The 18,827-nt window shown below is 61.7% G+C and carries 17 protein-coding genes and 1 tRNA gene; 4 read left to right on the forward strand and 14 right to left on the reverse strand.

The window, feature by feature from the left end:
- Positions 1-61: 61 nt before the first annotated feature.
- The 8 genes from PV375_RS07815 to argS form a co-directional block, all read right to left on the reverse strand.
- Positions 62-1,369, reverse strand: a complete 1,308-nt coding sequence (locus PV375_RS07815; RefSeq protein ID WP_332106822.1) for a homoserine dehydrogenase — start codon at positions 1,367-1,369, stop codon at positions 62-64.
- Positions 1,366-2,793, reverse strand: coding sequence for a diaminopimelate decarboxylase (lysA, locus tag PV375_RS07820; protein WP_332106823.1), 1,428 nt, complete (start codon positions 2,791-2,793; stop codon positions 1,366-1,368). Before lysA ends, PV375_RS07815 begins: the two co-directional genes overlap by 4 nt.
- Positions 2,794-2,874: 81 nt before the next feature.
- Positions 2,875-4,572, reverse strand: coding sequence for an ABC transporter ATP-binding protein (locus tag PV375_RS07825; protein WP_332106824.1), 1,698 nt, complete (start codon positions 4,570-4,572; stop codon positions 2,875-2,877).
- Complete coding sequence (locus PV375_RS07830) at positions 4,569-5,534, reverse strand: ABC transporter permease (protein ID WP_332106825.1); 966 nt, start codon at positions 5,532-5,534, stop codon at positions 4,569-4,571. Before PV375_RS07830 ends, PV375_RS07825 begins: the two co-directional genes overlap by 4 nt.
- The gene (locus PV375_RS07835; RefSeq protein ID WP_332106826.1) at positions 5,527-6,453 is read right to left on the reverse strand and encodes an ABC transporter permease; all 927 of its coding nucleotides are present in this window, start codon (positions 6,451-6,453) and stop codon (positions 5,527-5,529) included. Before PV375_RS07835 ends, PV375_RS07830 begins: the two co-directional genes overlap by 8 nt.
- Before the next feature lie 71 nt (positions 6,454-6,524).
- Positions 6,525-8,153 (reverse strand): peptide ABC transporter substrate-binding protein, encoded by a 1,629-nt coding sequence (locus PV375_RS07840; RefSeq protein ID WP_332106827.1) that lies wholly within the window; start codon positions 8,151-8,153, stop codon positions 6,525-6,527.
- 145 nt (positions 8,154-8,298) lie between these two features.
- Complete coding sequence (locus PV375_RS07845; RefSeq protein ID WP_332106828.1) at positions 8,299-9,066, reverse strand: LmeA family phospholipid-binding protein; 768 nt, start codon at positions 9,064-9,066, stop codon at positions 8,299-8,301.
- A gap of 1 nt (position 9,067) precedes the next feature.
- Complete coding sequence (gene argS / locus PV375_RS07850; RefSeq protein WP_332106829.1) at positions 9,068-10,735, reverse strand: arginine--tRNA ligase; 1,668 nt, start codon at positions 10,733-10,735, stop codon at positions 9,068-9,070.
- A gap of 56 nt (positions 10,736-10,791) precedes the next feature.
- On the opposite strand from argS, the gene PV375_RS07855 reads away from it, so the two are divergent.
- A tRNA-Arg gene (locus PV375_RS07855) sits at positions 10,792-10,867 on the forward strand.
- A gap of 165 nt (positions 10,868-11,032) precedes the next feature.
- Here the strand turns inward: PV375_RS07855 and PV375_RS07860 are convergent.
- Together PV375_RS07860 and PV375_RS07865 are read right to left on the reverse strand one after the other, a co-directional pair.
- Positions 11,033-11,755 carry a gamma-glutamyl-gamma-aminobutyrate hydrolase family protein gene (locus PV375_RS07860; RefSeq protein ID WP_332106830.1) on the reverse strand — a complete coding sequence of 241 codons (723 nt, stop codon included), beginning with the start codon at positions 11,753-11,755 and terminating at the stop codon, positions 11,033-11,035.
- Positions 11,756-11,903: 148 nt separating this feature from the next.
- Positions 11,904-12,188, reverse strand: coding sequence for a DivIVA domain-containing protein (locus PV375_RS07865; protein WP_332106831.1), 285 nt, complete (start codon positions 12,186-12,188; stop codon positions 11,904-11,906).
- Positions 12,189-12,328: 140 nt separating this feature from the next.
- On the opposite strand from PV375_RS07865, the gene PV375_RS07870 reads away from it, so the two are divergent.
- Positions 12,329-12,715 (forward strand): Fe-S oxidoreductase, encoded by a 387-nt coding sequence (locus PV375_RS07870; protein WP_332106832.1) that lies wholly within the window; start codon positions 12,329-12,331, stop codon positions 12,713-12,715.
- Positions 12,716-12,737: 22 nt separating this feature from the next.
- On the opposite strand, the gene PV375_RS07875 is transcribed toward PV375_RS07870, so the two are convergent.
- The 4 genes from PV375_RS07875 to PV375_RS07890 form a co-directional block, all read right to left on the reverse strand.
- Positions 12,738-14,237 carry an amidase gene (locus tag PV375_RS07875; protein ID WP_332106833.1) on the reverse strand — a complete coding sequence of 500 codons (1,500 nt, stop codon included), beginning with the start codon at positions 14,235-14,237 and terminating at the stop codon, positions 12,738-12,740.
- Positions 14,234-14,371 carry a hypothetical protein gene (locus tag PV375_RS07880; RefSeq protein ID WP_332106834.1) on the reverse strand — a complete coding sequence of 46 codons (138 nt, stop codon included), beginning with the start codon at positions 14,369-14,371 and terminating at the stop codon, positions 14,234-14,236. Before PV375_RS07880 ends, PV375_RS07875 begins: the two co-directional genes overlap by 4 nt.
- 185 nt (positions 14,372-14,556) lie before the next feature.
- Complete coding sequence (locus PV375_RS07885; RefSeq protein ID WP_442903942.1) at positions 14,557-15,270, reverse strand: uracil-DNA glycosylase; 714 nt, start codon at positions 15,268-15,270, stop codon at positions 14,557-14,559.
- Positions 15,271-15,275: 5 nt separating this feature from the next.
- Entirely contained in the window at positions 15,276-15,968 is a 693-nt protein-coding gene (locus tag PV375_RS07890; RefSeq protein WP_332106836.1) for a hypothetical protein, read from the reverse strand.
- A 229-nt stretch (positions 15,969-16,197) separates the two neighbouring features.
- Between PV375_RS07890 and PV375_RS07895 the strand changes: the two genes are divergently transcribed.
- Together PV375_RS07895 and metX are read left to right on the forward strand one after the other, a co-directional pair.
- On the forward strand, positions 16,198-17,490 hold the full coding sequence (locus PV375_RS07895) for a bifunctional o-acetylhomoserine/o-acetylserine sulfhydrylase (protein ID WP_332106837.1): 1,293 nt from the start codon (positions 16,198-16,200) through the stop codon (positions 17,488-17,490).
- An 80-nt stretch (positions 17,491-17,570) separates the two neighbouring features.
- Positions 17,571-18,770: a homoserine O-acetyltransferase MetX gene (gene metX / locus PV375_RS07900; RefSeq protein WP_332106838.1), complete on the forward strand. Its 1,200-nt coding sequence runs from the start codon at positions 17,571-17,573 to the stop codon at positions 18,768-18,770.
- Positions 18,771-18,827 lie beyond the last annotated feature (57 nt).

Below are 18,827 nucleotides of genomic sequence, written 5' to 3' on the forward strand. Positions count from 1 at the left end.
TCACCGCGCTATTCAGTAGCGCTCATCTGAACTTGCAGTTCACTGCGATTGGGCGGGGCTGTTAGTCGCCCTCAACCCGAAGTACGCCGGATACCCGGTCGACGGTCGGCATTTGCTCGAGCGATTCGACCAGTGCGCCCAGAGCGCCTTCGGGCGCACGGTGCGTACCGATTACCAGGGTAGCGCTCGCATCGTCATCCTCGCCCGGCTGCTGGGTGAGCGTCGCCACCGACACACCGTGTTCGCTGAAGCACTGGGCGATTTCGGCGAGCACACCCCGCTCGTCATTCACCTGTAGTGAGATCTGGTACGAGGTTTCGATCGCGCTGATGTCGATCACCGGCAGGTTGGCGGCCATCGACTCGCCGAGCCCGGGGCCACCCATCAGATGACGGCGCGCCGCCGAAATCAGGTCGCCGAGCACCGCCGATGCGGTCTCCACTCCCCCGGCTCCGGCGCCGTAGAACATCAGCGGGCCGGCTGCGGCTGCCTCAACAAAAATCGCGTTATTACCGCCGTGCACGCTTGCCAGGGGATGCTGTTTTGGAACGAGTGCGGGATACACGCGGGCTGAAACACGCTCGGTTTCGCCGTCGACGATCCGCTCACAGATCGCCAGCAGCTTCACCACATAGCCGGCAGCGTCGGCGTCAGCGATCTGCTTTGCGGTGACCTCGGTGATGCCCTCGCGATAAACCTCGTCAACCGGAACCTGCGTGTGGAAACCGATGGATGCAAGAATCGCGGCCTTCTGCTGTGCGTCGTAACCGCCAATATCGGCGGTGGGGTCGGCCTCGGCATAACCGAGCTCAGTGGCGATTTCGAGCGACCGCTCAAAGCTGTCGCCGCTGGTGTGCATCCGGTCGAGGATGAAGTTGGTGGTGCCATTAACGATGCCGAGAATGCGGTCAATCCGGTCACCGGCGAGGTTTTCGCGCAGCGGACGGATGATCGGGATCGCGCCACCGACAGCGGCCTCATAGTAGAGCTGCGCGCCAACTCGCCCAGCGAGGGCGAACAGTTCGTTACCGTGGTGCGCGAGCAGTGCCTTGTTGGCGGTGATGACATCAGCACCCGATTCGAGCGCCAGCTTGATGAGTTCACGGGCGGGTTCGATACCGCCCATGAGCTCCACCACAATTTCGGATTGCAGGATGAGCTCACGCGGGTTGTCGGTGAAAAGTTCTTTTGGCAGATCGGTATCGCGCGGTGCATCCACATTGCGAACCGCGATACCCACCAATTCGAGCTGCGCGCCACCGGTGCGCTGGGCAAATTCTTCGCGCTGTTCGAGCAGCAGGCGTGCCACCTGGCTACCTACCGAGCCGGCGCCGAGCAGGGCAACTTTGACGGTGCGGTTGCTAATCATGGGTGTTCCTCCGGGGTCGATGCGGTGTCGGCCGCGAGCAGGTCTTGGATGGTGATGCGACGCACCAGGGTGCGTGATTGGCCATCCCGTACCGCCACCATGGCGGGGCGATCAAAGTAGTTGTAGTGACTTGCCATAGCAAAGCAGTAGGCGCCGGTGGCGGGCACGGCGAGAATATCGCGATAGTTCACGTCATCGGGCAAATAGTCGGCATAAACGACGATATCTCCCGACTCGCAGTGGCTGCCAACCACTCGCACAAGCTGCAGCGGCGCATCCGATTCACGATTCGCAAGCCGCACGCAATAGTCGGCCCGGTACATGGCCGGGCGAGCGTTATCGCTCATACCGCCGTCCACCGATACATAGCGGCGCACGGCCGGGGTGCCGTGCTCGTCGCTGACCGTCACATCCTTGGTGACGCCCACGCGATAGAGGGTCACACCGGCCGGCCCCGCAATTGAGCGGCCCGGTTCGAAGGTGACAAGCGGTAGGTCGGTGCCGGTTTCTGCGCAGGCCCGCGCAACTTCCGCGGCGATTCCACGGGCAAGTTCGTCGAGCGGCAGCGGCCGATCGCTTGGCAGATAGGCAATCCCAAAGCCACCGCCGAGATTTACCTCGGGCACGGGGCCGCCCTTCAGCAGCTCGGCGCGCAAGCGCATGAGCCGGTCGGCCGCGGCACCGAACCCATCAGCCGAGTAGATCGAAGAGCCAATATGCGAGTGCAGGCCCCGGAACTCAAGCGCTTCGTAACCGCGAATTTTGGCGACCGCCTCGGCGGCACTTGCCAACGTGATGCCGAACTTCTGGTCTTCGTGGCTGGTGGCGAGATACGAATGGGTGTCGGCGTGAATACCCGAGTTGATGCGCAGTAGCACCGGTTGCCGTTTACCGAGCTCGGCTGCCACTGCGGCGAGCCGGTCGATCTCGGTGAGCGAGTCGATAATCACCGTGCCGACACCCACCTCGGCCGCGCGGGCGAGCAGCGCATCCGATTTGTTATTGCCGTGCAGCCCAATCGTTTCGGGTTCGATTCCGGCAGCCAGTGCCACCTCAAGCTCACCCGCCGACGCGACATCCAGCCCCACGCCGGCCTGCTGCATCCAGCGGGCAATATCGATGCTCAGCAGCGCTTTCGAGGCGTAATGCAGCTGCACCTGCGCGCCGATAGCATTGAAGGCCTCGGTGAATGCGGCCAGCGCCGATGCTGCCCGTTCGCGCATATCGTGCTCGTCAATGACGTAGAGGGGTGAACCATACCGTTCGAGCAGCTCAGTGGCGCGCACGCCACCAATGGTGAGCTCACCTGCTGCATCGCGGATTGCAGTCGTCGGCCACACACCCGAGTTGAGCTGGCGAGCGTCCGCCGGGTTTAGCCACTGTGGAGCGAGTGGGTTTACCGCGTTTGACTCTGAAAAAATCACGCCACAATCCTATCCAGAGCCGAGCGCGACCTCGCCCGCTGTGACCGATTAAGTAATCTGACCGCGGGCGAGGTCGGCACGCTAGTGCGAGGTTTCGCCACTCTCAGCGCCGAAGCGCGCGAATCGACCGATCGGGAGGGTGCCCCCGGGAACCGCCTCGATGAGTTCGCGGGTGTAGTCGGTGGCCGGGTTGCCGAAAATACCGTCGGCCGGGCCCTGCTCCACCACGCGCCCCTGCTGCATCACCACGATATCGTCAGCGTTCTCACGCACCACCGCGAGGTCATGCGTAATAAACAGGTACGACAGCGAGAGTTCTTGCTGCAGTTCGTTGAGAAGCCGCAAGATCTGGTCTTGCACCAGCACATCGAGCGCCGAGACTGCCTCGTCGAGCACGATCACTTCGGGTCGAAGCGCGAGCGCCCGCGCAATTGCCACCCGCTGACGCTGGCCGCCCGAAAGCTCGTGCGGATAGCGGCGCATTGCAGATTTTGGGAGCGCCACCATGTCGAGTAGCTCACCCACGAGCTTTTCACGACCGGCACGGCCCCCACCCACGCGATGCGTGCGCAATGGCTCATCGATCACCCGAAATACCGAATAGGTGGGGTCGAGTGAACCGTAGGGGTTTTGGAAGACCACCTGCATCCGCCGGCGCATCGCAAACGTTTGTGCGCGCGACATTTTGGTGATGTCCTGACCGTCAAACAGGATGCTGCCGCTTGTTGGCTCGAGCAGCTTCAGCACCATATTTGCCACGGTTGATTTACCCGATCCCGATTCACCGACGACGGCGAGGGTTGATCCCCGGCGCAGTTTGAATGACACATCGTCAACGGCTCGGAATACCCGGTTTCTCGCTCCCCGCATGGGGAATTCCTTGACGAGATTGTTCACCTCAATCACGGCATTTTTTGCGCCCTGCACATTGATTGTTTCGGTGACCGCAACGGGGTTGATCCCCTTCTGCACGGCACGGATGCGCGCGCTTGATAGCGATGGTGCTGCATCCACCAGCCGCTGGGTGTAGGGATGCTGCGGGTCGGTGAGAATTTCGAGGCTCGGCCCCGATTCCACCACCCGTCCACGGTGCATCACCACAAGATGTGAGGCGCGTTCGGCAGCCAGGCCGAGGTCGTGTGTGATGAACAGCACCGCAGTGCCGCGCGAGCCGGTGAGTGTCTCGAGGTGATCGAGGATGCGTCGCTGCACGGTCACATCGAGGGCGCTGGTCGGTTCATCCGCAATCAGCAGTTTCGGGTCGGAAGCTAGGCCGATTGCGATCAGCGCACGCTGCCGCATACCGCCCGAAAACTCGTGCGGAAACTGGCGTGCTCGACGTTCCGCGTCGGGAAGCCCGGCTTCGCCCAGCACTTCGACCGCGCGCTTTTTTGCGTGCGCAGCAGAGGTGCCATTGGCGAGAAGCGCTTCTTCAACCTGCGTGCCAATTCGCCACACCGGGTTGAGGTTCGACATCGGATCCTGCGGGATCATGCCGATCTCGCTCCCCCGCATCGCAACCAGCTCCTGCTTGGTCAGGTTCGTGATGTCACGTCCGTTGAACTCGATCGAACCGCCAACAACCTGACCGGTTCCCGGCAGCAGACCGATGATGGCGGCGGCCAGGGTCGATTTACCCGATCCCGACTCCCCCACGATCGCTACAGACTGGCCGGGGTAGATGGTGATGTTTGCTTTCCGAACTGCGGCAACAGTTCCGGTTGACGACTGGAACGCGACCTCGAGATCGGTAAGTTTAAGCAGTGGTGTCTCGGTCATCGTTTCACCGACTTCGGGTTGAGCGCATCACGCACAACGTCGCCCATCATGATAAAGCTGAGCACGGTGAGCGCCAATGCAATTGACGGGAAAAAGAGCACCATCGGGTCGGTGCGAATAGAGGTCTGCGCCTTGGCAATATCGCCACCCCACGAGACCACATCCGGTGGGAGACCAAGGCCAAGGAACGAAAGTGTCGCCTCGGCAACGATGAAGGTGCCCAGCGCCACGGTCGCATAGACGATGATCGGTGCGGCAGCGTTCGGGAGTACATGCCCGATGAGGATGCGCCACTCTGGCACACCGATCGCGCGGGCTGCCGAAACATACTCGCCGTTTTTGGTTTCGAGCACCGCACCGCGGGTGATCCGGGCAATCTGCGGCCAGCCGAAGGCCGCCAGCACGACAGCCACCATGACCACGTTGCGTGCATCCTTAAACATCTGCATGAACACGATCGCGCCAAGCACGAACGGCACCGCGAAAAAGATGTCGGTGAGTCGTGACAGCAGCGAGTCGAGCCAGCCGCCGATATATCCGGCGAGCGCTCCGAACACCACACCGATGGTGGTAACGATTGCGGTCGAGAGCAGGCCCACCGCTACGGAGGTGCTGGTGCCGTGCACGATACGCGACATGATGTCGCATCCCTGCCGGTCAAAACCGAGCGGATGCGCGCCGCTCGGGTCGCCGAGCGAGTTTTTGAGTTCACAGAAACTGGGATCAGTCGGGGCGAACACATTGGGCATGAGCGCCACGATCACCACGATTGCGATGATGGTGCTCGAAAACCAGAACAGCGGTCGCCGACGCATGATGCGCCAGGCTTCGCCGAACATCGAGCGGGGAGCAGACTCGTCCTTGACTGCGTCCACAGCACCCAGGCCGGTTTCATCGGTTTCGGCGACCCAGCGCTCCTGGCCGGGACGCAAACCCTTCGAGTTCGATTGCAGATCAGACATAACGAATCCTCGGGTCAAGTACTGCGTAGAGCAGGTCGACGATCAGGTTGGCCAAGATGTAGACGAGCACCAGAACTGTCGTAAAGGAGACCACCGTGGTGGTTTCACCCTTGAGGATGGCCTGGTAGAGAGTTCCACCGACACCGTTAATCGAGAAGATACCTTCGGTGACGATTGCTCCGGCCATAAGCGCCCCAAGGTCACCACCGAGGAAGGTAGCCACGGGAATCAGTGAATTACGCAGCACGTGCCTGCCGAAAACCCTGCGTTCGGGCAGCCCCTTTGCTCGTGCGGTTCGCACGAAGTCACTCGACAGGTTTTCTGACACGGTCTGTCGGGTGAGTCGCAGCACATAGGCGAATGACACCGATCCCAACACAATCGCCGGCATCAGCAGCGATTGGAAGTTTGGTGAGCCGCCCACCGTGGTTGGCAGCCATCCGAGTTTCACGCCGATAAAAAACTGCAGCACGAAACCAACAACGAAGGTGGGAACGGCGATCAGCACGAGTGAGAGCACAAGCAGCGTCGAGTCGAAGACACCGCCCTTTCGCAGACCCGCGATCATGCCGAAGGCCACACCGAAAACCGCTTCGAAGACGAGAGCCATCACCGCAAGCGCCGCGGTCACCGGGAACGCTTTCGCCATCACTTCAATAACGGGGCGCTGGCTGAAAGTCTCGCCGAAGTCGAGCGTAAAAATGCCCTTGAGATAGAGCAGATATTGCATGAAGAATGGCTCATCCAGGTTGTACTGGGCCCGGATGCGCGCTTCAGCAGCTTCTGAGAGTCCGCGGTCACCGCCGAGCGCCTGAACCGGGTCACCTGGCATGAGGTGAACCAGCGCGAAGATCAAAAAAGTCGCGCCGAAAAATACTGGAATGATTTGGAGCAGTCGTCTGCCCAGATATCGGAGCATATTGTGCGTCCTCTGGCACCGGAGTGGGGCCGGTTTGTTGACCAGCCCCACTCATCGGTAGTCGATGCCGACTAGTTCTTGGTGATCTCGTAGTAGACCGGGACCGAGTTCCAGCCGAACTCGACGTTCGAGACTGACTCGCTCCAGCCGCCGACCACGTTCGCGTACCACAGCGGAATCGACGGGAGGTCCTCGAACAGGATCGACTGTGCTTCTTCGAAGTATTTGTTGGCTTCCTCTACCGAAGTAGCCTTGGCACCTTCAGCAAGCAGCTTGTCGAACTCGGGGTTCGAGTAGTCGGTGTCGTTCGAACCAGCACCGGTTGCGTACAGCGGCGCGAGGAAGTTGTACAGACCCGGGTAGTCGGCCTGCCAACCGGTACGGAAGGCGTTCTTGATCGAACGGTCGTTGACTTCCTGACGCAGCTCCTTGAAGGCGGCGTAGGGCTTGCCCTTGGCCTCGATACCGAGGTTGTTCGAAATCTGGTTGGTCACAGCTTCGACCCAGGCCTGGTGGCCACCGTCCGAGTTGTAACCGATTTCGAGCGTGCCGCTCCACGGCGAAATCTTGTCGGCCTCAGCCCACAGTTCCTTAGCCTTCTCGGGGTTGAACTCGAGTACTTCGCTACCGGGGATGCTGTCGCTCCAGCCATCGATTACCGGTGAGGTGAAGTCACTGGCGGGGGTACGGGTACCGGAGAACACCACGTCGGTGACCTCCTCACGGTTGATCGCCATCGAGATGGCCTGACGACGCAGCTTGCCCTCTTCACCGGTGAAGTGGTCAATGTTCGGGATGGTGACCGACTGGAACACAGCGCTGGGCTGGTTCACCGAGCGCCCTGCAAGCTCGTCTTCGTAGGTGCCGAATGCCGAGTCGGGCAGCGCGTCAAGAACGTCGAGGTTATTAGCCAGCAGGTCGTTGTAGGCAGCATCCTGGGTCGCGTAGAACGTGATGGTGATACCACCGTTCTTGGGGGTGCGGGGACCGTCATAGCTCGGGTTTGGTACGAGGTCGACCTTGACGTTGTGCTCCCAACCGTCCTCAGCAATCATGTACGGGCCCGAAGCGAGCGGAGCGTTGCCGTACGCGTCGAGGTCTTCGAATGCGACGTCCGGAAGCGGTGCGAATGCCGAGTACCCCAGGCGCAGACCGAAGTCGGAGGTGGGTTCTTTCAGCTTGACGGTGAAGGTGTGGTCGTCAACCTTCTTCAGACCCGACAGTTCGGGCACATCCGCACCCTCATCTGCCGAGTAGCCCTCGATCGGTTCGAAAAAGTAGCCCGAAAGGTGACCGTTCTTCGGGTTCGCCCCATAGTTCCAGGCCTTGATGAAGTTGTCGGCCTTGATTTCGGTGTCGTCCGAAAACTTTTGACCGGGCTTGATCTTGATCGTCCACTCGCTGGCATCGTCATTGGGAGTGATCGACTCGGCCAATTCGTTCTGGGCCGCACCGTCAACGTCGTAGTACACGAGCGTGGCGTTGATGAGGTCGAGGATCTTGCCGCCACCGACCTCATTGGTCATGGTGGGGATCAGGATGTTCTCGGGCTCGGTGCCGTTGGTGGTGACGATGGCTTCCGGGTTACCGGCGCCACCGCTCCCCTCGGGCTGCTCGCTGCCAGAGCCAGCGCAGCCGGCCAGCAACAACGAGGCGGCCAGAATTCCAGCCGTCGTCACCAAGATACGGTTCTTTTTCACTTGTTCCTCCTTGAGCAAGTGTCCGAGCCACGATCAGGGCTCTGTTCCAATGCGCCCATTGGCGCAACCAATTTTGGTTGGCATCATGATAAGCCAATTCTTCGGTGCCACACCAAATTGACAGTGGTGCTAAGAAGTGAATTGACTATTTGCGACACTTACCCAGCTCGGTAAACGATTCTTCAGCCGCCGTAAAACTGTGCCGGGTTCGCACACCGACCGTCAGCCCCGCATCCGAAACATCCACATTCGTGATTTGCAGCAGTTCGGGAATGTACTCGGCAACGCAGGCATCAAAGCTCACCAGCCGTTCCTGAGTGTCGATCTGGCTGCTGAAATCGCCTGCTTTAAAGCGCAGGTCGGTTGCCTCGATGCGAATATAGCCACCGGCACGAATCCGAACGCGCGCATCCACCAGCACCGCAATTTGCCGCCCGAACACGTCAATCTCGGTGCCGTAGCTCAACGTGCCATTCGAAAATTTTAGGTCGTTGATCGTGATGCCCGCCGCTTGCGCCGCATCCTGTAACAACCGGTTGACCTCGGCGGCACTCAGCCGAATTTCACCCTCGAGCGAGTCGATCTGCACCGGGTCGCCGAGCTGAATACCGGCGGCGTCCGCGTTCACCTCGCCACGCACATCCCCCACCGTGAGATCGGAAGTTGACAGGTGCAGTTTCGAAAGCCGCAGGGTCGCAAGCTCGCACAGCACGCAGGCGCCCTTGGGTGCCGCGTTAATGTGCGCGCTCACGCCCTGCGGCAGAGCTTCGGCAATCTTGTCGGCGGCGATGCGTCCAACGAGCACGCGAGCTACCAGCTCAGCGATAATCAGCAGCACCGCCAGGGATGCTGCCACGATCACCAGCGCACGGCGCCGGCGCTTAGCCCGTTTAACGGTGATGGATGCGGTCACGCTACATCCGCTCGGGAGCAGTCACTCCCAGCATCTCGAGACCGTTCGCCAGCACCTGCCGCGCTGCCAGGTTGAGCATCAGACGGCTGGCATGCACCGGTTCAACCGGTGCATCACCCTGCGGAATCACGCGGCAGTTGTCATACCAGCGGTTATAGGCGGCAGCGAGATCTTCCAGGTAGCGGCTGACGCGGTGCGGTTCGCGCTCGGCCGCGGCGAAAGCCACCAGGCGCGGGAACTCACGCAGCTGACCGAGCAGCTCGTTTTCGGTGGCGTGGCTGAGCGCTGCCGGATCGAACGCTGCCGTGGTAATTCCCGCATCTGCGGCGTTACGGGCCACCGCGCAGGTGCGCGCGTGGGCGTATTGCACGTAATACACCGGGTTGTCGTTCGAACGCGACACCAGCAGGTCGAGATCGATATCAATCGATGAATTGGTGGATGAACGCACCAGCGAGTAACGCGCCGCGTCAACACCCACCGCATCCACCAGGTCGTCGAGGGTGACGATCGTGCCGGCGCGCTTCGACATCCGCACCGGTTCGCCGTCACGCACCAGGTTCACCATCTGGCCGATGAGAATCTGCATGTTGACATTGGGGGTGTCGCCAAATGCCTGGGCCATGGCCATCATGCGGCCGACATAGCCGTGGTGGTCGGCTCCGAGCATGTAGATACATTCGTCAAAGCCGCGATCGCGCTTGTTGAGGTAGTAGCCAATATCACCGGCAAAATAGGTAGGTTCGCCGTTGGAGCGCACCACCACGCGGTCTTTATCGTCACCAAAATCGGTGGAGCGCAGCCACACCGCGCCCTCCTGCTCGAAGATGTTGCCGAGCTCGCGCAGTTTGGCGACGGCACGGTCGACCGAGCCGTCTTCGTGCACCGAGTCTTCGTGGAAAAACACGTCGAATTCGACTCGGAACTCGTGCAGCTTCTGTTTGATTTCGTCAAACATGAGCGCCACGCCGTGCTCGCGGAAAACTCCCTGTTCGGCGTCGCGGTCGGCAGCTGCTGCCAGCTCGTCGGCGTGTTCAGCTGCAACCTGCGCGGCGATTTCAGCAATGTAGGCGCCGCCGTAACCGTCTTCGGGGGTCGGCTCGCCGTGGTGTGCGGCCAGCAGCGACTTGGCAAAGCGGTCGATCTGGGCGCCGTGGTCGTTGAAATAGTATTCGCGGGTCACATCCGCACCGGCCGCGATCATCACGCGAGCCAGCGAGTCGCCCACTGCTGCCCAGCGGGCACCACCGAGGTGGATGGGGCCGGTTGGGTTGGCTGAGACAAACTCGAGGTTGATCTTGTGCCCGGCAAGGCCGCTGCTGGTGCCATAGCCCGCACCGGCCTCGACAATTTGCGCCGCAAGCGCACCGGCGGCAGCCTCATCAAGGATGATGTTAATAAAACCGGGGCCGGCCACAGCCACTGATTTCACTGCCGGATTTGATTCGAGCGCCGCGGCGATTTCTTGCGCAAATTCGCGCGGATTCGATCCGACTCGCTTCGCGAACCGCATGGCGATGTTCGAGGCCCAGTCACCGTGTTCACGGTTGCGGGGGCGTTCAAGTTTGAGGTCGTCAGCGGTGAGTTCGAGTTCGCGGCCGGCTTCGCGGCGGTCGAGCGCGGTGCGCGCGGCTGCGGCGAGGGCTTCGCTCAGGGTCAGATCGGTCATGGTTATCTATCGTAGGCCCGACTCGTGACACTTGCTGGTATGCTTACCCCTTGTCCGCCTCCGTAGCTCAGTGGATAGAGCGCCGGTTTCCGGTACCGTAGGTCGCAGGTTCGACTCCTGTCGGGGGCACCAACAGTTTGGGCTCGAGTCATCACTCCGATGACCCGAGCCCACGCTTTTTGTACAGCCGCTTTTGCGCAGTCACAAGATTTTTGCAGTCTCGATGCCGTTTTCGCGGCGCAGCCCGGCTGCCGGCCAGCGAAACAGCGTGGCTACGTCGCGTGGCCGCTTGGGAAGTTACGCGCGCAGTGCCACGAGTGCCCGCAGCAGTTTCGATAGTTCGTCCGCATCCGAATTTGGTGCCTCGGGATGCCACTGCACACCGAACTGCGGCAGCGTTTCGTGCTCAATAGCTTCGACTACGCCATCGTCGGCACGGCCAACCACCCGCAGCCCCTCACCCGGCTCGGCAACGGCCTGGTGGTGCGATGACTCGATCGCCGCAACCCGCGTGCCGAGTGCTTTCCCGACCACCGAATCGGCTTCGAGATCAACCGGATGCGGCAAAAACTCATCCCAGCGGGGACCTGGCGGAAAACGGTGGTCACCAGAGTTTTCGAGATGCTGGATGAGGGTGCCGCCATGCGCCACATTGAGCAGCTGCATCCCCCGGCAGATACCAAAAACCGGTTTCGTGTCGCTCGCTGCCCGACCGATCAGCGCGACCGTGCGTTCATCCGCCAGTGTCACGTGGTGACCGCGCTCGGGATAGTCGGTTTCGCCGCCGTAGAGCGCCGGGTCAACATCATCACCGCCCATGATCACAATCGCGTCAGCCGCGCGATATGCCGCGTCAATTACTTCCTCGCTGACATCGGCAATCGGCAACCGCTGCGGCTCATAACCCATTTCGGATGCGCTCGCCACCACTTGCTGGGTGAGCGTTTCGAGTGCCGCTGTGAATTTTTTATCGGGGTGGAGCATCGTCGCTTCCACCACCAAAACGTGAACCGGTTGCATGAGCACGGTTCTATCACGTCGCGTTCGGTGCCGCCAACCTGGCGTTTTAGCGGCTCCACAAACGACTGTGCGTCCCGACATTTGAGCGGGACGCACAGTTTTTAAGGTTGTAATGCGAACGGTTCAAGCAACCGACGCGGGCAAATCATCATTGATTCGCGTGATCCCGCTCGTACTGCGCAAATGCGGCAGCCAGTCGGTCCAAAAACTCATCGACTTCACGCAGGTCGTAGCCCGCTTTGAATCGGGTAGATTCAAACTTCACATCCTCAACCTGTGATGCGGTTAGCGAGTGCGCCGAGGCTTCACCGGTCTCGTAGCGGTAAAGCGCTTCTGCGGCGCGGTCAAGGAAGTTGTCGACCTCGAACTGGTCGTAGCCGAAAACGTATTTGGTTGCACGGAACTGTTCGTTGATCACATCTTCACTTCGCATGAGGTTGCTCCTGCTCTGAAATTGTGGACGAGAAATTCCGCCGACATCGTATCGAACATTTGGCTGCATCCTCGGATTTTGTTCCATGTCGAGGCCGGTAGGATGCCAGCGCCACCCCGCATTCGATCCGAGGACCAACCATGCTGCGCCTGATAGCCCGAGCGCTCAAGCGCGTGTTCATCCACTCGCCGATCTCGCGTCTGGGCTGTGCTTTTGCAACGGTTGTCGGGCTGCTGTGGGCGGCTCCGCTCTCGACCGGCGCAATCACCCGTCACGGCGACCTCATCGTGTGCCAGGGCCTGCCGAAGTGGGCGTTTCGCCGCGGTGGAGTCTGCGTCGGGCGCGTGTATATCACTCGCAACACGGTCTCGCCGGCGGTGCTTCGACACGAACTCGTGCACGTCAAACAGTGGCGCAAATACGGGCTGCTTTTCCCGCTGCTCTACGCGATTGCCGGGCGCGATCCGCTGCGCAATCGTTTCGAGATCGAAGCCGGGCTCGTCGACGGCGGCTATATGCGCCGATAGTAGGCATTCATTCGCGGCTGTATTAAAGCATCGCCGCCGGTGGCACCCGCAGCTGCCACTGCAATTCGTTCTCGAGCTGCTGACCAAATTGCAGCAGCGTGCGCTCATCCCCCGGCCTACCGATTGCCTGCACACCGAACGGCAACTCGAACGCATCCCCGCCGCTGAGCACCGATGCGCTCGCGGCCGCGCGACTGCTGCGCACCGGCAGGCTGATCGCTGGCAGCCCACAGGCGTTGAGATATGACGTGAACGGCGTGTACTGGCACTGCTGCTCGAAATTGCGTTCACCGTCGCTCTGGTCATACCAGCCCAGCGGCCGGGGTGCCATCGCCATCGCCGGGGTGAGCACGAGATCGTAGGGCGCATAGTCGGCGATGACCTGCTGTTCAAACCGAGCCAGAGCGTCCAGAGCCCATACCAGCTGCGCGGCGCTCACCTCTTGGCTGCGTTCATACAGCCAGCGGGTGAGCGGTTCGACCTGGCCGCTTTCGATGACTGCGGCTGGCACCTGGGATGCACCGGCCTGCCAGATCGTGCGAAACGCCGCGAAATACTCGGGGAATGGCCGCGGCTCAACCGGCTCGACGCGGTGTCCGAGCCGTTCGGCCAGCCGGATTGTTTGTTCGAGCGCGATCGCGGCTTCATCTTCGACCTCGATGCGGTAGTCGGTTGCCCACGGCGACCAGCTGTTAAACCCGATGCGCAGCGGTTTGATTGACGCATCCAAGATGTCGAGGTAGGCGGCTTCGCCGCGTGGCGCGACAGTGGCGAACGGATGCGGTGCGTGCCCGCGCATCCCGTCAAAAAGAAGCGCCGCATCCGCAACCGAACGCGCTATCGGTCCCGAAACGACCAGCCCGGCGAGCGACTCTTGACCGGCACCGGCCGGAACGCGTCCGCGCGATGGTTTCAGTCCCACAAGCCCGCAGGCTGCGGCCGGGATGCGCACCGAGCCGCCGCCGTCGCTGCCGGGAGCAAACGGCAGCATCCGGGCCGCAACCGCTACTGCCGCGCCGCCGCTGGAGCCGCCGGGGCCGAGGTCGGTTTGCCAGGGGTTGCGGGCCACCTTGGATGCATCCGATTCGTCGTCAACGAACAGCTGGTTTTCGGTGTACGAGGGGAAACCGAATTCGGGGGTGTTGGTTTTTCCGAGTGACACTCCTCCGGCTGCATCCATAGTTTCGACGAGTGGATGCGATGCGGTGGCAACATTTTGGCGGAGCGCTTGCGAGCCGAAGGTGGTGACCACTCCGGCGCGGTCGACCAGGTCTTTATCGGCATAGGGCAGGCCCCATAGCGGCAGTTCGTGACTGCGGGTGGCGCCACGGTTTTGGTCGTCGTCGAGCGCTGCGGCGCGTTCGCGTGCGGTGTCGGCAGTGACTGTTGTGAACGCGCGGAGTTTCGGATTGAGCGCTTCGATGCGCGCGAGGTAGTGATCGGTGAGTTCAAGGCAGCTCAGTTCGCCGCGAGCAATCAGCTGGCGCTGCTCGGTTGCGGCGAGTTCGTGAAGTTCGCTCATGCCGCCACCCTATAAGCGCCGGATGCATGCATCCTGCCGCGCCGCATCCCGCCGCGCTGCCGTGCCGCATCCTGCCGCGTCGCATCCTGCCGCGCCGCATCCTGCCCCTGCTGATTTTTGTTTCCTGACTGCATCCCCGAACAGAGATTTGTTTCCTGACTGCATCCTGTTTCGGAGATTTGTTTCCTGGCTGCAAAAAGCGTGGTTTCCGGGCAAATGGCACCGAAAACTGCCGATTTGCAGCCAGGAAACAAAAAGCAGGAAACAAAAATATGAGGCCAGGAAACAAAAATCTGCAGGTGCAGAGTAGTGCAGGCGGTTAGGCCCTAGGCGCCGGCAGCGGCTGCGATTCGTCGACGCGCCAGTCGATTGGCAGCGCTCCCTGCTGAATTAGCAGCTGGTTGGCGCGCGAAAAGGGCCGCGATCCGAAAAATCCACGGGATGCAGACAGCGGGGATGGATGCACCGACTCGATCGCGGGCACCTCCGGCATGAATTGCCGGCAGCGCCGCGCATCATTGCCCCACAGAATCGCCACCAGCGGGCCGCCGCGCTCGGCAAGCGCCCGGATCGCGCACTCGGTGACCGCTTCCCAACCACGGCCCCGATGCGAAGCCGGCTTCCCCGGCTGCACTGTAAGTGAGCGGTTGAGCAGCATCACCCCCTGTTGCGCCCAGCGCGACAGGTCGCCGTGTTCACACGGAGCAATGCCAAGATCATCCTCAAGCTCGCGATAGATGTTTTGCAGCGAACGTGGCAGCGGCCGAACCTCGCGGTCGACCGCAAAACTCAGCCCGATCGCGTGCCCCGGCGTGGGATACGGGTCTTGCCCCACGATGAGCACTCGAACGCTCGCAAGTGGCTGCTGGAACGCGCGCAACACTCGGTCACCGGCTGGAAAATAACCCCGCTGCGCGGCATTTTCAGCGCGCAAGAAGTCGCCCATTGCGGCAATATTTTGTGCCGCCGGGGCTAGCGCGGCCACCCAATCGGATGCGATCAGGCCGCGCTCAGCGAGTTGTTCCAGCCGCATCCCGCTCATTCAGATTCCGAAGCTCGCAGCGAGGTGAGAGTCACCCGCTCATCGATCATTTCGAATTGCCATACCGACCCGCTGCCATACAGCGAGAGTTCCCCCGGCTTTGCCACGAGGGCGGTACCCGCGTCGATCGCTACCGCGCGGTCAACGATGCCGGCCTCAACGGCTGCCGCAGCAAGCCCCACGCGACCTGCACCAACCGCATCCGGGATCACCGTAATGTCGACAAGCCCGATCCCCTCGGCAAATTCAAGCTCCGCGGTTTCGACGGCAGGAGCAACCGGCACCCCGCCGATTGTGTTTCCGCCGGCCCAGGCGATATCGCTCGCAATCGCCGCACCGGCATCGATACCGAAATAGGCCGCGCCCTCGTGCACCAGGCGACGCAGATCCACTACGCGATGTTCCAGTGCGTTTAGCAGCAAGGCCGGGTTATCGCCCGACACCACGATCTTGTCGCAACCGAGCAGTTCGCCGCCGTCAACGGGTGTCGCCGAGTTTGTTGCGTCGAGCGCGAGTTCGAAGCCAAGAGTGAACCGCGTCTGCAGCTGCTCACGCAACTCGGCGTGAGCAATACCACCGGCGGTGATGAGCGCGAGTCGGCTGTGACCGCCATCGGCCTCCCGCGTGAAGCGATCAATCAGGGGGTCAATTTCAGCGAGCGTGCCGCCGCCACAAACAAAAATTGTCACCTCACCACCCTAGTTTGTTGGTTCCGACGGCGACAGGATGCGCGGCAAAAGAACGACGGGATGCGCAGCCAACCATTTCATTAACCGCCACTTTTCGACACTTTGTGACACACAACTCGCAAACGCGCATCCGCTCATCAACACTGGTGGCAACCCATCAGCTGCTCAGCATTGAATCGCTCGCGAGCCATTTAGCTCCGCGGCAGCCAACTTGAAAGCGAGAAGGCCCATGACCCAGCGTTTTGAAACCCTGCAAATCCACGCCGGTACCCAGGTGGATCCGACAACCAACTCGGTTGTGACGCCGATTTACCAGACCACCGCCTACCAGTTCAATGACGCCGACCACGCGGCCGGGGTGTTTGCGCTCACCGAGCCGGGCAATATCTACACCCGTATCACTAACCCCACCAATGCCGTGCTCGAAGAGCGGGTCGCCGCACTCGAGGGCGGTAGCGGCGCGCTTGCTGTCGCTTCGGGGCAGGCTGCCGAGCTGTTCGCCATTCTCAACATTGCTCGCGCCGGTGACCACATCGTGTCGTCCACCACCATCTACGGCGGCACCTACAACCTGTTTAAGTACACCCTCGCCAAGCAGGGCATCGAGGTGACCTTCGTGCTCGACCAAAACAACCCTGACGAGTGGCGCGCGGCCACTCGCCCGAACACCAAGGCCTACTACGCCGAATCGATCGGCAACCCCTCGGTGAACTATCTCGACATTGAACTCATCGCGAGCACCGCGCACGAGCAGGGTCTGCCGCTAATCATCGACAACACTGTGGCCACGCCCTACCTAATTCGCCCCTTTGAGCACGGTGCCGATATCGTGCTGCACTCGGCCACCAAGTACCTTGGCGGGCATGGTTCGGTGCTCGGCGGTGTGCTCGTTGATGGCGGCAGCTTTAAGTGGTCGGAAAACGCCGAGCGTTTCCCCGAGCTCACCGAGCCCGACCCGTCGTACCACGGCATCAGCTACACCGGTGCTGTCGGCGATAAGCTCGCCTACATCACCAAGGCTCGCACCCAGCTGCTGCGCGATATCGGTGCCTCCATCGCACCCGCGTCGGCATGGCAGATCATCCAGGGCATTGAGACACTCTCGCTGCGCGTGGAGCGTCACACGCAGAACGCGCAGGCTGTCGCTGAGTGGCTGAACGAGCATCCGCAGGTCGTTGGCGTGAACTACGCGGGTCTGGCTGACAGCCCGTGGCACGAGCTCGCACTGAAGTATGCACCGCTGGGCGCCGGTGCGCTGCTCTCGTTTGAGCTCGCCGGTGGCCGCGATGCGGGCCGTCGCCTGGTCGAGTCGACCAAGCTGTTCAAGCATGTGGTGAATATCGGGGATGTGCGTTCGATCATCACTCACCCGGCTTCGACCACGCACAGCCAGCTCACTCCCGAGCAGCAGCTCGAAAGCGGCATCGCGCCGGGGTTGGTGCGGCTGTCGATCGGTATCGAGCACGTTGACGACCTGATCGCCGATCTCGACCAGGCCATCAACATCGCCACTCAGGCGTAACCGCGTCACCGCGCGTTACCGGGGCGCCGACCCGCAACGGGTCGGCGCCCTCTGGTATTTGAGGGGCTAGGCTGGCTTAAGTGCAGTGGAATGATGTAGATGTGCAGCCGATTCGCCAGGGGGTGAATCGGCCCGATGTGATTCGTCCACCGGCTAGTGGCGCGTGGCGTGAGGGCGATCATCCCGGTGAGCGGCAGTTTGCGCAGCTGGGCACATTCGATTTTGAGCACGGCGGCAGCGTGCAATTGCGCATGGCCTACGAAACCTGGGGTGAACTCAACGAGGCCCGCGATAACGCGATTTTGGTGTTGCACGCGCTCACCGGCGACTCGCATATTGATGGTGCCCGCGGCCCCGGACATGCCACTGCGGGATGGTGGCCAGGCTTGGTCGGTGAGGGTGCCACGATCGACACTGACCGCTGGTTCGTGCTGGCCCCGAATATGCTCGGCAGCTGTCAGGGCACTACGGGTCCGGCCGCCATTGGCCCCGACGGTCGCGAATATGCCGCTCGTTTCCCGATGACGACGGTGCGTGACCAGGTTCGGGCGGCGGGGATGCTGGCCGATCATCTCGGCATTGAGCGTTTCGCTGCCGTCATTGGCGGTTCGATGGGCGGGATGCAGGCAATCGAATGGGGTGTCAGCTTTCCTGAGCGGGTGGCTCGGTTGGCGGTGCTTTCGGCGCCGGCCGCTATCGATGCCACGGCAATTGCGCTCAACCGGTTGCAAATTGATTCGATCCAGCTTGATCCTGCCTGGCGCAGGGGCGACTATTACGATGCTGAGCCCGGTGAGGGCGCCTGGCGCGGCCTCGCGTTGGCGCGCCGGCTCGCGATGCTGAGCTACCGATCAGCGAACGAGCTCGATGACCGGTTCGGGCGATCGTGGCAGTCTTCGCTGTCGCCGACCGATGATGGTGGTCGCTACTCGGTCGAGTCATATCTCGATTTTCACGGCAACCGGTTTACGCGCCGTTTTGATGCCAATAGTTACATCACACTCGCGAATGCGATGAATTCGCACGATATTGGCCGTGGCCGCGGCGGTGTCGAGGCGGCGCTGCAGCGAGCCACGATGCCGACGCTCGTGGTGGCGATTTCAACCGATGCGCTGTTTGTGCCGGCCACTCAGCATCGGATTGCTGCCGGGCTACCGAACTCAATTACTGGCAGCCGGGCGCTGGAAATCGATTCGCCCTACGGGCACGACGGTTTTTTGCTTGAAATTAACGCCGTGGGCCGGGCGCTGCGCGAACTCATCAACACGCCCGCCAGCTAGGCAGCAACACGCGCCACGCGCGTGACCGCGCGGCTCCCATGCACGCAGCGCCGCTCA

Origin of the sequence: Gulosibacter sp. GYB002, from assembly GCF_036577665.1 — a bacterium.
GTDB lineage: Bacteria > Actinomycetota > Actinomycetes > Actinomycetales > Microbacteriaceae > Gulosibacter > Gulosibacter hominis.

Coding starts and splice junctions, on each gene's coding strand:
- PV375_RS07815 (WP_332106822.1), bottom strand. CDS start 1,369: ATGATTAGCAACCGCACCGTCAAAGTTGCCCTGCTCGGCGCCGGCTCG.
- PV375_RS07825 (WP_332106824.1), bottom strand. CDS start 4,572: ATGACCGAGACACCACTGCTTAAACTTACCGATCTCGAGGTCGCGTTC.
- PV375_RS07830 (WP_332106825.1), bottom strand. CDS start 5,534: ATGTCTGATCTGCAATCGAACTCGAAGGGTTTGCGTCCCGGCCAGGAG.
- PV375_RS07835 (WP_332106826.1), bottom strand. CDS start 6,453: ATGCTCCGATATCTGGGCAGACGACTGCTCCAAATCATTCCAGTATTT.
- argS (WP_332106829.1), bottom strand. CDS start 10,735: ATGACCGATCTGACCCTGAGCGAAGCCCTCGCCGCAGCCGCGCGCACC.
- PV375_RS07860 (WP_332106830.1), bottom strand. CDS start 11,755: ATGCAACCGGTTCACGTTTTGGTGGTGGAAGCGACGATGCTCCACCCC.
- PV375_RS07865 (WP_332106831.1), bottom strand. CDS start 12,188: ATGCGAAGTGAAGATGTGATCAACGAACAGTTCCGTGCAACCAAATAC.
- PV375_RS07870 (WP_332106832.1), top strand. CDS start 12,329: ATGCTGCGCCTGATAGCCCGAGCGCTCAAGCGCGTGTTCATCCACTCG.
- PV375_RS07875 (WP_332106833.1), bottom strand. CDS start 14,237: ATGAGCGAACTTCACGAACTCGCCGCAACCGAGCAGCGCCAGCTGATT.
- PV375_RS07880 (WP_332106834.1), bottom strand. CDS start 14,371: ATGCAGTCAGGAAACAAAAATCAGCAGGGGCAGGATGCGGCGCGGCAG.
- PV375_RS07885 (WP_442903942.1), bottom strand. CDS start 15,270: ATGCGGCTGGAACAACTCGCTGAGCGCGGCCTGATCGCATCCGATTGG.
- PV375_RS07895 (WP_332106837.1), top strand. CDS start 16,198: ATGACCCAGCGTTTTGAAACCCTGCAAATCCACGCCGGTACCCAGGTG.